We start from the raw sequence: 14,158 nt of genomic DNA, 5'->3' as shown, positions 1-14,158 counted from the left end.
AAGCTCAGCAAAGCTTACGAAGATTGTTTTGCTAAAGCAAAACTCAGTATATGCTTACGAAGCTAGCTTTCCACAGGAAAGCTCTTAGGAGGACATCAGGAATGCGCATTTCACGTAAAATGGAGCATGTCCATTACGCGCTGGAGCTTGGTCAATCAGGGCAGCAAGGGCTGTCGGATATCAAGCTTGTGCATAACTGTCTGCCTGAGACTTCGACGGATCATATCTCGTTACAAACGGAAATCGGCGATCTCATTATGAGTTCGCCGTTTTTAATTAATGCGATGACTGGCGGGGCTCAGGAGACAGAAAATATTAACCGTCAGTTGGCTATTATGGCGCGGGAGAAAGGGCTGGCGATGGCTGTTGGCTCTCAGATGTCGGCGATCAAAAACAGCGAGGTAGCTTCCAGCTATCAGGTCGTGCGACGTGAGAATCCGAACGGTCTCGTGTTCGCGAACTTGGGCAGTGAAGCGACAGTAGACCAAGCGCTAAGAGCGATTGACATGATAGAAGCAAATGCATTGCAAATTCATTTGAATGTCATGCAGGAGCTGATCATGCCGGAAGGGGATCGCAGTTTCGTCGGCATGCTGGACCGAATTGCCGCGATTGTTCATCGGGTTCACGTGCCGGTTATCGTGAAGGAAGTCGGTTTTGGCATCCTAGGGGAAAATGCCAAACAGCTTCAAAGCATCGGCGTCCGTATCCTGGACGTCGGCGGTTCGGGCGGCACGAACTTCGCCGCCATCGAGAATGCCCGTCGTCCTGCAGCGATTAGCTGGCTGGACGACTGGGGCACATCCACAAGCATCGCCTTATTGGAGGCGATGACTGTGTATCCCCGAGGCGCTGTCATCGCCTCGGGCGGCATTACGAACGCTTTGGAAGCTGCCAAAGCGCTTTCGCTTGGCGCCTCAGCCGTAGGCATGGCGGGCGCGTTCTTGAAAGTGCTGCGCGCCGAAGGCGCAGAGGCGCTTCACTGTTTTGCAGACGAGCTCGAGCAAGGACTTATTCTAATTATGACGGCGCTTGGCGCTAAGTCTGTGCATGCCTTATGGGATCACCCCGTAGTCATTATGGGTGAAACGGCGGAATGGTGCCGGACTAGAGGCATCGATTTAATTTCATATGCAGGAAGAAACAGCCGGAGTAAATAATTGTTTTTTTGCCATACTAAGGATCAGACAGCTGCTTCCATCGTTATTCATAAACGAAGGGAGGGCTGATGATCCGCAGGGTGGTAATGTAATGATTATGAACGCCGGTTATTTGTCTCTCATACTCCTCTGCATCACGTTGATTTTGTTTGCCAGCGGGTGGAAGGAGCTTTACGTCAGAAGTATATCGCATAAGGGAATGCTTCTTTTTTTTGCAGCTTGGCTCGTTTTTTCGCATATCGCAGTTACAATCCACCAGGTACATGTGCAGCTTGTCTATGTCTGGATGCTATGTGTTAGCTTGGGCATTCTTTATGTAACAAAGGGTTTCATCCATAAGTTTCATCTCCTATCCATAGGACTTCTGCTAGGCTCGCTGGACTTCTTATTGCAACAGCTTTTGGAGATGGACCCGATACTTATCGTAGGTAATTCCAAATGGGACACCGCCTTGCTGCTTGCGCTTGTAGCAACTATGCTTCAGCGTAATGAACTGGAGCAATTTGCAGGCCTTTCTATCGGTTATTTGCTTGGGGATATGTATCAGGCCAGCATTCATCCGATAAACGGCATTCATTACTTAGGAGGGTACCATTTTCAAGATCAATGGTGGCTTTCTATTTTCGCAGCAAGAACGTTGACGATTGTTGTCCAAATGGCCTATTCGGGCTGCCGCTTTGCCATCAGAAGCTGGCTGGATCGGAAGGGAGGGTGGCGAAAATAATGGATTGGCTGTATGCGCATCGCTATACAATTGGTATCGTTGTGGGGACTATCTTTGGTATTCTTGCCCGGCTGAATATGCTGCGCACGGATTATCGGCAGTACCCTACCTATCCGCATGGGAAAATTATACATATATCTTTGGGCGTCATAGCTGCCGGTTTAGGTGCAGTAGCCGTGCCCGCTTTGTTGGATAAAAACTACACAGCTGTGACTTTTCTGTCCCTCGCTGCTCAGCAGTTTCGGGATGTACGCAATATGGAAAGACAGAGTTTGACGAAGATTGATGAGTTAGAGCTTGTGCCTAGAGGCGCAGCTTATATAGAAGGAATTGCAATGGTGTTTGAGGGGAGGAATTATTTAGTTATTTTCACCTCCTTTGCAGCTTCCCTTTTTTGCATATGTTTCGCTTGGTATTGGGGGATTCTCGCTGGGGTTTTATCGATTTGCATAGCCAATTATTTCAAGTCGGGCAACAATCTCGCATCCATTGCTGATATCGAACAAGTTCCTATTCGATTAGATGGTCCCGATCTCTTTGTAGGATCGATTTACATCATGAATGTCGGATTGGAAGATAGCCGTAAGAAAATTCAGGAACACGCGCTTGGCTATGTGATCAAACCAAAAAATCGGAATTCTCGGGTTACTATAGCGAATTTAGGCCAAAGACAAGCCATTTTGCACGACATCTCCACGTTGTTCGGTGTATACCGGGATGAGGGCGAGCCATCCCTATTGCCCATGGCTAAGCTGGATATGAATTCAGGCACACTTGGTTTGCTGCTTCTTCCGCAGGAGAAGGATGCAGAGAAGACGTACATTGCGCTGCATAGAGTACCAGTTCTGGAGAGTGCGGTCCGCATGCCATCGGAAGCTGGCGTGAATAAACGGAAGGAGGCTTAGCCCATGTCGCAAATTCTCGCTATTGTGACGATGGAGAAAGAACGGGTGGGCGGAGGCGCTCCTATATTTGTGGTGGATGATGCAGATCAGCAGCAAAAAGTATCTTTCTCCTTAGAGAAAATTTTGGATGCAACCGCACATGATTTGAAAAACGGCACGATGATTTTGGTGAAGCACTCCTGATTGCAATCAGGAAATGCTGCTCAGGCGAGAGTGATCTCAAATGTGATTAGCCAAGACGTGTCTTTTTTGTTATGATGTAAGTTGCGTATTTTTCCATATCTGAACGTGGAATGAGTATACGAAGACAGTTTTCTATCGATAATTGAGAAAAAAAGCTTACGAACAAAGTTTTTCTAACGAAAAACTCGAAGGAGTGAAATTACAATTGGCTAGACCCATTATTGCAATTGTTGGCCGACCGAACGTCGGCAAGTCCACCATTTTTAATCGAATCGTAGGAGATCGTCTTGCGATTGTGGAAGATAAACCAGGTGTCACGCGCGACAGGTTGTATGGCGTAGGCGAGTGGCTAAATCAGCCTTTCAGCGTTATTGATACGGGTGGTATAGAAATTGATGAAGAGGACGCCATCCTAAAATCGGTGCGCATCCAGGCACAACTTGCCATTGAAGAAGCGGACGTAATTATCTTCATGGTCGATGCCAAAGCAGGTGTCACACCGTCTGATGAGGAAGTTGCACAGCTGCTGTTCCGTTCTAAAAAGCCGATCGTTCTAGCTGTTAACAAGGTTGATAATCTTCAGCGCCAGGACGATATCTATGAATTTTATAGCCTCGGTTTTGGGGATCCTATCGGCATTTCCGGCTCACATGGCATTGGGATTGGCGATTTGTTAGAGGCGGCATGCGCGCATTTTCCAGATTCGAAGGACGAGGAATATGGCGAGGATGTTGTTAAATTTGCGCTTATCGGCCGTCCGAACGTCGGCAAGTCATCTTTAACGAATGCCATCCTTGGCGAGGAACGCGTCATTGTTAGCGATGTAGCTGGAACGACACGTGATGCGATCGATACACCATTTGAACGAGATGGTCAAAAGTATGTTATTATCGATACCGCTGGTATGCGTAAAAGAGGCCGCGTGTATGAAAATACGGAGAAATACAGCGTTATGCGTGCAATGAAAGCCATTGAGAGAGCGGATGTTGTCCTTGTTGTGATCGATGGTGAAGAAGGCATTATTGAGCAAGACAAACACATTGCGGGTTATGCGCATGAAGCTGGGAAAGCGGCAGTCTTTGTTGTGAACAAATGGGATATTGTTGAGAAAGACGACAAAACGATGCATCAGTTCACGCAAAAAATTCGTGACCACTTCCTCTTCATGACCTATGCGCCAGTTGTATTTGTATCTGCAAAAACGACTCAGCGCTTACAGAAGCTGTTGCCTGTTGTTGTGCAAGTCGCGGAGAATCATGCGTTACGCGTGCCGACTCACGCACTCAACGATGTTATTTCGGACGCGGTGGCCTATAACCCACCACCTACGGATAAAGGTAAACGTCTGCGTATCAATTATGTAACTCAGGTAGCCGTTAAGCCTCCTGTGTTTGTTATTTTCGTGAATGAGCCTGAACTCATGCATTTTTCGTATGAGCGCTATTTGGATAATAAGATTCGTGGAGCCTTCGGCTTTGAGGGCACACCGATTCGAATATTAAGCCGCAGGAAATCTTCTGACAAAGAGTAGGAGGGACGCAGTTTGTTTCCGATCGTTACAATAATCGTAGGTTATTTGCTAGGTTCCATTAGCTTTAGTTACTTATTTGGAAAATGGTTTAAGGGTATTGATATCCGCAAACATGGCAGCGGGAATGCTGGAGCAACGAACACACTCCGAGTGCTAGGTAAAGGCCCGGCGATTCTAGTTCTGTTGCTGGATGGCTTCAAAGGAGTAGGAGCCGTTTACCTTGGTAAATGGGTCGCCCCTGGAGCCGATGAGATCTGGATTCCAGTTCTATGCGGCTTGGCAGCAATTGTCGGACACAATTGGCCCATTTATTTTGGTTTTCGCGGGGGCAAGGGGATTGCTACAACGATTGGCGTTATGGCTACCCTTTGCTTCATTCCTACTGTAATTGCTGGTGTAACTGCGATTGTTATCATTGCGATTACCCGATTCGTTTCACTCGGTTCCTTAATTCTTACCGCACTCTTACCTTTTTTGATTTGGGGAATGGATCGACCACTGCCAGTGTTATGGATTTCCATATTGCTTTGTGTGTTTGCTTTTGTTCGTCATCGGACAAACATTGTGAAGCTGTTACAAGGGAAAGAGAACAAACTGGGTCAGAAGAGGGTGCAATAAAAAGTATTGCGGTCTGGCTAGAGGGGACTCTTTGCCTATGCTTATCAAATGGATGGGGGAAAATGGACCATGTCGAACAAAGTATCAGTTCTTGTTGCCGGCAGTTGGGGCACGGCGCTTGCCTCTGTTCTGGCGGATAATGGCAAGCAAGTGCTGTTATGGTCTCGGAATGAGCAACAGGTTCTTGAAATAAATGAAAAACACCGAAACAGCCGGTTTCTGGAGGACGCCCCGTTGTCTCCGCTCATCGTAGCAACGAGCTCATTGCAAGAAGCTGTCGAAGATGCGGATGCAATTGTGTTGGTCGTTCCTTCTTCCGGCATGCGGGAAATGGCCGCACGAATTCGACCTTTCCTGAAGAAGGACGTGCTGTTGATTCACGCGACCAAAGGTTTCGAAACAGGGACGTTAAAAAGAATGACGGAAGTGCTCGCCGACGAGCTGCCTGAATTGGATGCCAGACGGCTTGTTGTTCTTTCCGGTCCGAGTCATGCGGAGGAAGTGATCCGTAAATGTCCAACGACGGTCGTGGTCGCCGCACAAGATTTGGAGGCGGCTGAAGCTGCGCAGGATTTGCTAATTAATTCGTATTTCCGAGTGTATACGAATCCGGACGTTGCTGGCGTTGAAGTCGGCGGCGCGCTCAAAAATATTATTGCGCTCGGTGCCGGATTAACCGACGGACTTGGATTTGGGGACAATGCCAAAGCAGCGCTAATGACCAGAGGCCTCGCTGAAATTGCCCGATTAGGCGCTGCCATGGGTGCGAAATCTCTTACATTTGCTGGCTTGGCGGGAATCGGCGATTTGATTGCCACTTGTACGAGCAAGCATAGCCGGAATTGGCGCGCCGGCAACAGACTGGCACAAGGCTTGCCTCTCGATGAGGTTCTTGCTGAGATGGGGATGGTTGTCGAAGGCGTCAAGACAACGAAAGCCGCCTACGAGCTGTCCCGCAGCTTCCAGGTAACCATGCCGATTACCGATGAGCTCTATCAAGTGCTCTTCGCAGGGAAATCACCAAAGCTGGCTGCGCAGGATTTGATGGGTCGCGTTAGAACACATGAAATCGAAGAGATTGCTACCGGGGCTGCGACAAATTGGTTGGGGTAGCCTACACCACCTAAACTCCGCTTTCATACTATACCTTAGACGCTTATAGTCACCAAGAGGTATAGGGAGGCGACAGGAATGGCTAACAGAGATATGTCCAAGGACGTTCTTAGCGTAGTGAAAAAGAAAACGGGAAAGTCTGTTACATCTAAGGATATTCAGAAAATTGCCAGCGGCGTCGATTCATCTACTTTACAAAGCGAGACTCAGCTTCGTCAACTGATCAAGCAAGTCTCCGGTCTTGTGAATGTGAAAGTATCTGAAGAAACGATGAATGACATCGTGCAAGCTGTAAAAAGCAGCAAGTTGGATACGAATAACATGCAGCAGTTGATGAATATGATGCTAGGCAAGAAGTAAAAAGCATAAAGGGGATGTGTCCCCTTTATGCTTTTTTTCTTACAAAGATAATTTATATGTTGTTTTAAGGGGAGCAAGCTTGGTTTGGAGAGATCGTACAGTAAGCGGTTCATCGAACCATTGGATTCTAAAGGCGTTATCATGAGCGGGCTAGCGGAACTACGGTGCGTTATGGCTAGTCATACCGGCTTAAATAGACGTTTCGCGGAACTGCAGTACGCTATGCATCAGAAATTAGGAATTACACGCTAGCAAATACCTATTTAATGCATCACAGTTCCTCGTCACTAGTAAAAAAAGGAAATTTAAAGGAATAAGGCACCGTAGTTCCGTTATTACAGCTGGGCGATAACCCGTGATGGAAAAAGAGGGGATGGGACTGGGGTGGAGAGCGATAGCGCCCCGTATTTGAATTTGTCTTACTACCGCTAAGTAAATTCAATGAAAAGACGACTTCAAGAAGCGGTCGGCACCCATTCCCAATCCACTCCCCATGCGCCAACGTAAGGTTTATATCAAGGACGCCGAGAGGCGTTTTTCTTATTGAGGCAAAGGATATTTAATCTCTCCTCCCGCACTCCAAACGTCATCCTATGAACCTCGGTAGAGCTTTAATTCACCTTATGCTATAATTAGCACTGGAAAACGCTAATCTCATGCTTACGGAGTCTATATAGGCGGCGAAAATCTTTTTAGGAGCAATGTACATGACAAGTTTGGATAAAATGTGGGCGTCATTTGTTGCCATCGGACTTATGGTCGGCGCTTCCTTCCTGATCTCGTATGCAAGAACACGCACCAAAGGTGCAGTTCGTATTATTTTATCGACAATCGCCTTTTTATTGTTTGTTCCCATTATGCTGTATATGCTGCTATCTTTGTTTTAACAGTGCTGGAGGTCGGGAAGATGCTAGAATTAAAAACGCGTAAAATTCAAAAACAGGTCGAGCCGGAAGCGGGTTTAACCCTACTGGATCATGCGCTCAAGCATGATGTGGAATGGGGTTTTTCATGTACCCGCGGAACCTGCGCCAGATGCCGTTGTTATGTTGCGACAGGCCGAGAACTGTTAGCACTGCCTTCTGAAGCTGAAGAAGACAGGTTGGAGCCAGAAGAGCTTGAGCAGGGGTATCGTTTAGCCTGTCAATGCGTCGTGAAACAAAGCGGTGACATTTCCATTACACACAAGCCATATTTCTAACATATACGGAAAGGAGTGGGCATGGTGGTCCTGCTTCAACCGCTTTTACCAACATTTGAGGCTTTACATAAGCAATTGCTACAAGCCCAAGGCGCTCGCTGGTTGATCGGCGGCAGTTGCGGATTGCTTTTACATAACGTTGATATTCAACGAAGTCCAAGAGATCTGGATCTTTATGTGGATGGAAGTGATGTGGCTGCTGTACACGCTTCTTTGAAGCAATTTGCCGTGGATTCGCCTGAATACAATGAAACCCCCATTTATGCGTCCATTTTAAGTCATTATGAGCTTCATGGAAATGCCGTTGAGGTCGTAGGGGATTTTCGAGTAAATGCATTTCATTCGGCCTATTGTGTTGAAGCTGCTTATTTGTGGGAGCATCATAGCGCGAAGATTCAAATAACAGCGAGTTGCTCAGTAAAAGTTATGCCATTAGCTCATGAGCTTCTTTTTAATTTGCTGCGCGATCGTTCAGACCGGTATCAAGCCATTGCTCAGGCGATGCGAAATGAGCCGGAACTGCACATGACAGCACTCCGTGATTTGTTAAACCGACATACATGGGGGACAGAATTTCGCAGAAAGCTTGAAGAATTGTTACAATTTTAAGCAAGGCAAATGTTCGTACAGAAGAAGGGGTTCAGCATGGCGCTTGTTGATGTGCATTTTTGGCCGGATGACAAACGGATTCAAGTTCGTCCCGGCACTACGCTGCTTGATGCAGGACGCAAAGCCAAAATTCATATACGTACACGCTGCGGGGCTAAGGCGGCATGTTTGATGTGCAAGGTGAAAGTGAGCGATCCGAGCGGCCTCCAGCCTATGAACCAGAATGAACGGTTAAAGCTCGGTTCACAAGCTGATGAAGGATATAGACTGGCTTGCCAAGCCCGGGTTTCTGGAAAAGTTGACGTAACAGTACCTGAGGATCCTCTCAAAGCGGCAGTCCGCGCCCAACTTGCTAGGCAGCAGGAGGAAGACGATCTTTTTTGAACGAGGGATGGTAGAAGTGAATAATATTCGATTGAAATTGCATGGGAAATGGATAAGTTTGGCGATATGCATCGTCTGGCTATTAAGCGGCTGCGCGTATCCGCAAGAACTGCGTAAAGAAAATCAAATTAATCCTGCGGAGTTCATTACAGTCGTTCAACAGGCCATTGATCATTACCAAGAGAAGACCGGTGTTCTGCCAATCAAAAATAGTGAGATGACAACGCCGCTTTATGAGAAATATGTCATTGATTTTGGCAAATTGAAAAAGACGAATCTGCTCAGCAGCGTGCCGGCTAACGCTTTCGAAAGCGGAGGGATCTTCATCTATGTGCTGGTTGATGTTGAAACGAAACCGCTGGTCAAGCTGATGGATTTATCCGCCTATCAAAGCGTTGAAGATGTTCAGAAAAAAGTGGATGATTATAAGGCCAAACATGGTGGGCAGCTGCCAGAGGGAATAGCTATTAATGACACGTTTGACTATGTGGATTTCGAAAAGCTGGGTATGAAATCTCCCGAAATCAAATCCGATTATAATCGACCCAATCTTATCACGTATATGTTGCACAAAAATTCAGGAAAAGTAGCGATTGATTACGGGATGGACATCATGAAAACGATCCAAAGCGGATCCTTAGCCTCCTCATTGAAGCCGGATCAAGATTTGCGTGAGCTTCTGGTTGCGAAATCATTTTTCGTACCGATCCGGAGCTATGCGTATTTGTGGCAAAACAATCAGCCGATGCCTCAAGATCAAGAATAAGCTTGAAAAGAGCCCCTTATTACATGAAAAATGTGATAAGGGATTTTTATTTTTTAGAATAACACGCAGTCTTCCATCATATATTTCTTCAGAGGTATAGGGAAAGCCGTACGTGCTAAGGCGAAATATGAGCTGCAAAAAAAGATCACTGGCATCTATCATATTTCTATCAAACGTACATATATTTCTTACTAGTCCAATTAGGTGAGACTCTGATCGTGGATCAAAGCTCCCTATATGATGTACGAGTAGTCAGTTAATACCGTCACTTGAGTCGCTTGACGACCAAACTGTAGGAGGGATTCTCTTGGAGAAAGTGGATATCTTTAAGGACATTGCAGAACGGACGGGAGGGGACATTTACCTGGGGGTTGTCGGAGCGGTCCGAACAGGAAAATCAACCTTTATTAAACGTTTTGTGGAATCTGTAGTGCTTCCGAACATTCAAAGCGAAGCGGATAGGATCCGGGCTACCGATGAACTCCCGCAGAGCGCTGCCGGCCGGACGATTATGACGACGGAGCCGAAATTCGTTCCGAATACAGCGGTTCAGATTTCGGTGGCCGAGGGGTTGAACGTAAACGTTCGCCTTGTCGATTGTGTGGGCTATGCAGTCGATGGCGCCAAAGGCTATGAAGACGAGAACGGACCGCGCATGATCAATACCCCTTGGTTCGATGAACCGATTCCTTTTCAGGAAGCGGCCGAGATCGGAACACGTAAGGTCATTCAGGAACATTCTACACTTGGCGTTGTCGTTACGACCGACGGCACCATTTCCGATATTCCGAGGTCTTCCTATGTTCTTGCAGAAGAAAGAGTCATTAATGAACTGAAAGAAGTCGGCAAGCCGTTCATTGTGATCATTAATTCGCAAAAACCAAACAGCGAGCCGGCGCTGGAGCTGCGCAGCGAACTGCAAAGCCGCTATGACGTGCCTGTCGTGACGATGAGCGTGGCCAGCGCAGGGGAAGAGGAAATGGTATCTGTGCTGCGCGAGGTACTCTACGAGTTTCCTGTGCATGAAGTGAACGTAAATCTGCCAAGCTGGGTCATGGTTTTGGACGAAAATCACCCGCTGCGTGGCAGATTTGAGAACTCGGTTCGCGACACTGTTCAAGATATACGCCGCCTGCGGGATGTAGATCGTGTAGTCAGCCAGTTTGGTGAATACGACTTTATCGACAAAGCGGCTTTGGCTGACATGAATATGGGGCAGGGCGTGGCGGAGATAGATTTGTATGCACCTGATGAGCTGTATGACCGTATCCTCATGGAAGTAGTCGGCGTGGAAATTCGCGGCAAAGATCACTTGCTCCAATTAATGCAGGATTTCACGCATGCGAAGCGGGAATACGATCAGTTCGCAGAAGCGCTTGAAATGGTCAAAACGACAGGCTACGGCATTGCGCCTCCAACGTTAGCTGAGATGGCGCTGGATGAGCCAGAGCTTATCCGTCAAGGCTCTAGGTTCGGTGTTCGCTTGAAAGCGACTGCGCCGTCGATTCACATGATTCGTGTCGATGTGGAGTCCGAATTCTCGCCGATTATCGGGACTGAGAAGCAAAGCGAAGAACTTGTTCGCTATCTCATGCAAGATTTCGAAGATAACCCGCTTAAGATTTGGGAGTCTGATATTTTCGGCAGATCACTCCATTCCATTGTCCGTGAAGGCATTCAAGGCAAGCTTGCTATGATGCCGGATAACGCTCGCTACAAACTGCAGGAAACGCTGGGACGTATTATTAATGAAGGCTCGGGCGGCCTCATTGCAATTATTTTGTAACGCTTACATGACAAAAAACACTCTTAGGAGTGTTTTTTGTCGATTTATAGCAAAAAAACCCGCAATAAAAAGGAAAACATACTTGAAATTGCACTCACGGTGTATTACTATGGATTTATTCGTCTGCTTTCGAAGTCAATTTTCACTAAGAAAATCAACGATTTTTCATGAGATTATGTATATTTTCTGACGAAACGGTGAAAACAGGAAGTAACGGAAGACAGTATTGTTGGGGGGAGGTGAATGGCATGAATAAATCTGAATTGATTAACAAGGTTGCTGAAACCTCTGAACTTTCCAAGAAAGATGCAACGAAAGCAGTTGATGCTGTTTTTGAAGCGATTTCTGAAGCTCTTCAAGGCGGAGATAAAGTACAACTTGTAGGATTCGGTAATTTCGAAGTTCGTGAACGTTCCGCTCGTAAAGGACGCAATCCACAGACTGGAGATGAAATCGAAATCCCAGCAAGCAAAATCCCAGCTTTCAAACCTGGGAAGGCGCTTAGAGATGGCATTCAATAATTGCTAGTTTTACATACGATTGTACGTGAATAACATGAACAAAGCCGTGGCTGCTAGTAGCAGTTGCGGCTTTTACTTGTTTGAGAGGATCGTCAACAAAATCCCTTTACAATTCGAAACTCAGCTACTATAATTACAAAAGTAAATAAGTAAGCTGTGGCTTACGAACGGGGTATGGCGCAGCCTGGTAGCGCGCACCCTTGGGGTGGGTGAGGTCGCACGTTCGAATCGTGTTACTCCGATCATGGGAAAGACATCGTCGAGCCGATGTCTTTTTCTTTTGCTAAACCTCTTTACGTGCTGGGCAGTACTTCATAGAGAACGTTAGGGGGAATAGCAAGTGTACAAGCTTAAGCTGAATGAAATGATCAAAGCGCAGGATTGGACGATGTATGGCATTATTGCTTCCATTTATTTAATCTGGCGAATCGGTACGGTTGGCAATTGGAGCAAGGAATGCTGGATTTTATTGCTGATTTGTTTACTTGGAGTAAGAAAGGATCAGATCGACGTAGATTGGAAACGTTTTTTTATTTTCGGTCTTCCTCTTCTAGGCGTCTTTTATTATTTTTACGGATCGGGGAACAGCTTCTGGTGGAGAATCGCCAATTGGATGTTTGAAAATAACAGACATCCCTGGCATTGGGACTCCTACATGAACGCGATTCCGCTGAATACCGGCGGTTGGGCGAGATGGATCGCGACTCCATTCTTAGATAAAGCCATGGTTTGGATCTATAACTACGGTTTTGTTCTTTCTTTATGGATTTGCATTGTACGAAGTTTTTGGACGCGCAGTATCAAGAAAATGATTTCGTACGCATTATCCGGACATATGCTGCAATTTCCGCTCATTTTGCCGTTTTACAATTTGATCCTTCTTCATGAGGTGTGGTATGTAAACAAACAGCCGGATTTGCTGCATCGTGTTTTTGCGGACGAAAATTCAATGCTGGTCGCTGCGATGAATTGTTTCCCAAGTATGCATACTTCAATTTCGTTTGCGATGCTCTTGCTTGCATTACGGGAGAAAGATCGGATTTTCAAAACAATGATGGTCACCTATTGCTCTGCGATTATTTTCTCAACGCTGTACTTGCAAATTCATTGGGTCATCGATGTTATAGCAGGCATGCTGTTTGCCTATGGAACCGTGAAGCTATCGGATTTCTTAATTCGTACGGTATCGAACAAAGTGCTGCCAGATAAGTTTAAGCTGTTTTACCGAAAAGGAGCTCCTTCCTCTTCAAAAAAATTGACTGCTTAGTTATGATGGCAGTTGACTTCCGCGTGCTTTTTTAGCATCATTAGATACAAGCGGTAAGTAGGCCAAGATCGGAGGAATGAGTGTGGACAATAATAACAACAATAACATCGGTGCTCCCAACGGTAATGAATATTTCGTCATTAAAGCCAAAGATAATGGGGTTCATGTGATTGGTTTAACGCGCGGGCAGGATACCCGTTTTCATCATACGGAAAAGCTGGACAAAGGTGAGGTCATGATCGCTCAATTCACGGACCATACGTCCGCTGTGAAAGTTAGAGGCAAAGCGCTAATCATGACGAAGTTCGGCACGATTGATACCGAGGAATAAATTTTCTCAGGCAGGCATAGCCTGCTTTTTTTCTTTGTACAATGGTATATGAGCTTGTTCCTTCTCAGGAGGTGCTATGTACAATGAAATGGTCGGTACGTATTATGGTCACAGCTGGTTTGTCTATCGCAGTAGCTGTGAGCTTATCGTTGCTCCCCCAATTAGACCAGTCAACGGGTGTGAATACGCTTGATACTTGGTCTAGCAAACGCGCAGGTCAGCTGACGGATCGCAATCTTGTGGATTTGCTCGTACAGGTTCCGCTGCAGCTCCGGATACGTAAAGTTGAGTTAACGAATAACCGGTTATCACTCGATTTGAGCCTCCCTAAGAATGCTGATTCCGTCGCAGTATACCGCGATTTGTATACAATAGCCCAAACCATGATAGCCAAAACCAAAAATGTGAATCAGGTCTGGGTTCGTGTCATGGATTATTCCAATGCGAAGGATCAATCCTCCGCTCAGCTCGTGTTGGCCATGGTTGCGGATCGTGAGCATGGGAAGGATATGGAGACGAGCGCGAATGGGCTCAGCCTCATTCAACTCGAGCAGCTCCTGCAAAATCGGTTTCGCATCACTTATACATCCAGGTGGCAGCAAAGATATCCCTTATAATGAAAGTGCCTAATTAATTGTGCGGATAGGAATCGGTTATGCTATAATGACTTGGATAGAAGCACAAATGATATTCGGCATA

The 14,158-nt window shown here is 46.4% G+C and carries 18 protein-coding genes and 1 tRNA gene; all 19 read left to right on the top strand.

The features are described from left to right. Positions 1 to 101 precede the first annotated feature (101 nt). Positions 102 to 1,160 (top strand): type 2 isopentenyl-diphosphate Delta-isomerase, encoded by a 1,059-nt coding sequence (gene fni / locus ABRS97_RS07485; RefSeq protein ID WP_367812522.1) that lies wholly within the window; start codon positions 102 to 104, stop codon positions 1,158 to 1,160. A gap of 91 nt (positions 1,161 to 1,251) precedes the next feature. Then, on the top strand, positions 1,252 to 1,884 hold the full coding sequence (locus ABRS97_RS07480) for a YphA family membrane protein (RefSeq protein WP_367812520.1): 633 nt from the start codon (positions 1,252 to 1,254) through the stop codon (positions 1,882 to 1,884). Further along, on the top strand, positions 1,884 to 2,789 hold the full coding sequence (locus ABRS97_RS07475; protein WP_367812519.1) for a YIEGIA family protein: 906 nt from the start codon (positions 1,884 to 1,886) through the stop codon (positions 2,787 to 2,789). The genes ABRS97_RS07480 and ABRS97_RS07475 overlap by 1 nt, the downstream gene beginning before the upstream one ends. 3 nt (positions 2,790 to 2,792) lie before the next feature. Continuing rightward, positions 2,793 to 2,972, top strand: coding sequence for a capping complex subunit for YIEGIA (locus ABRS97_RS07470; RefSeq protein ID WP_367812517.1), 180 nt, complete (start codon positions 2,793 to 2,795; stop codon positions 2,970 to 2,972). Positions 2,973 to 3,177: 205 nt separating this feature from the next. Further along, a complete protein-coding gene (der, locus tag ABRS97_RS07465; protein WP_367812515.1) occupies positions 3,178 to 4,503 on the top strand; it encodes a ribosome biogenesis GTPase Der in 1,326 nt (441 codons plus the stop codon). A gap of 12 nt (positions 4,504 to 4,515) precedes the next feature. Continuing rightward, entirely contained in the window at positions 4,516 to 5,121 is a 606-nt protein-coding gene (gene plsY / locus ABRS97_RS07460) for a glycerol-3-phosphate 1-O-acyltransferase PlsY (protein WP_367812513.1), read from the top strand. A gap of 69 nt (positions 5,122 to 5,190) precedes the next feature. Beyond that, the gene (locus ABRS97_RS07455; RefSeq protein WP_367812511.1) at positions 5,191 to 6,234 is read left to right on the top strand and encodes an NAD(P)H-dependent glycerol-3-phosphate dehydrogenase; all 1,044 of its coding nucleotides are present in this window, start codon (positions 5,191 to 5,193) and stop codon (positions 6,232 to 6,234) included. 78 nt (positions 6,235 to 6,312) lie between these two features. Continuing rightward, the gene (locus ABRS97_RS07450) at positions 6,313 to 6,594 is read left to right on the top strand and encodes a stage VI sporulation protein F (protein ID WP_367812509.1); all 282 of its coding nucleotides are present in this window, start codon (positions 6,313 to 6,315) and stop codon (positions 6,592 to 6,594) included. Positions 6,595 to 7,301: 707 nt separating this feature from the next. Continuing rightward, entirely contained in the window at positions 7,302 to 7,481 is a 180-nt protein-coding gene (locus tag ABRS97_RS07445) for a DUF2768 family protein (protein ID WP_367812507.1), read from the top strand. Positions 7,482 to 7,501: 20 nt separating this feature from the next. Next, positions 7,502 to 7,795, top strand: a complete 294-nt coding sequence (locus ABRS97_RS07440) for a 2Fe-2S iron-sulfur cluster-binding protein (RefSeq protein ID WP_367812505.1) — start codon at positions 7,502 to 7,504, stop codon at positions 7,793 to 7,795. 21 nt (positions 7,796 to 7,816) lie between these two features. Then, on the top strand, positions 7,817 to 8,404 hold the full coding sequence (locus ABRS97_RS07435) for a nucleotidyltransferase family protein (protein ID WP_367812504.1): 588 nt from the start codon (positions 7,817 to 7,819) through the stop codon (positions 8,402 to 8,404). Between the two features lie 36 nt (positions 8,405 to 8,440). Further along, positions 8,441 to 8,788 carry a 2Fe-2S iron-sulfur cluster-binding protein gene (locus ABRS97_RS07430; protein WP_367812502.1) on the top strand — a complete coding sequence of 116 codons (348 nt, stop codon included), beginning with the start codon at positions 8,441 to 8,443 and terminating at the stop codon, positions 8,786 to 8,788. 16 nt (positions 8,789 to 8,804) lie between these two features. Beyond that, a complete protein-coding gene (locus ABRS97_RS07425; protein ID WP_367812501.1) occupies positions 8,805 to 9,554 on the top strand; it encodes a hypothetical protein in 750 nt (249 codons plus the stop codon). 307 nt (positions 9,555 to 9,861) lie between these two features. Further along, a complete protein-coding gene (gene spoIVA, locus ABRS97_RS07420; RefSeq protein WP_367812500.1) occupies positions 9,862 to 11,340 on the top strand; it encodes a stage IV sporulation protein A in 1,479 nt (492 codons plus the stop codon). 248 nt (positions 11,341 to 11,588) lie between these two features. Continuing rightward, entirely contained in the window at positions 11,589 to 11,861 is a 273-nt protein-coding gene (locus tag ABRS97_RS07415; RefSeq protein ID WP_367812498.1) for an HU family DNA-binding protein, read from the top strand. 168 nt (positions 11,862 to 12,029) lie between these two features. Continuing rightward, a tRNA-Pro gene (locus tag ABRS97_RS07410) sits at positions 12,030 to 12,103 on the top strand. A 98-nt stretch (positions 12,104 to 12,201) separates the two neighbouring features. Beyond that, entirely contained in the window at positions 12,202 to 13,128 is a 927-nt protein-coding gene (locus ABRS97_RS07405) for a phosphatase PAP2 family protein (protein WP_367812496.1), read from the top strand. Positions 13,129 to 13,210: 82 nt separating this feature from the next. Then, complete coding sequence (gene mtrB / locus ABRS97_RS07400; protein ID WP_367812494.1) at positions 13,211 to 13,459, top strand: trp RNA-binding attenuation protein MtrB; 249 nt, start codon at positions 13,211 to 13,213, stop codon at positions 13,457 to 13,459. Between the two features lie 83 nt (positions 13,460 to 13,542). After that, positions 13,543 to 14,076: a hypothetical protein gene (locus tag ABRS97_RS07395; protein ID WP_367812492.1), complete on the top strand. Its 534-nt coding sequence runs from the start codon at positions 13,543 to 13,545 to the stop codon at positions 14,074 to 14,076. Positions 14,077 to 14,158 lie beyond the last annotated feature (82 nt).

Source organism: Paenibacillus tabacirhizosphaerae, assembly GCF_040812395.1.
In the GTDB taxonomy this organism is placed as follows: Bacteria; Bacillota; Bacilli; order Paenibacillales; family NBRC-103111; genus Paenibacillus_E.
This window is presented reverse-complemented; position numbering and strand designations above follow the sequence as displayed.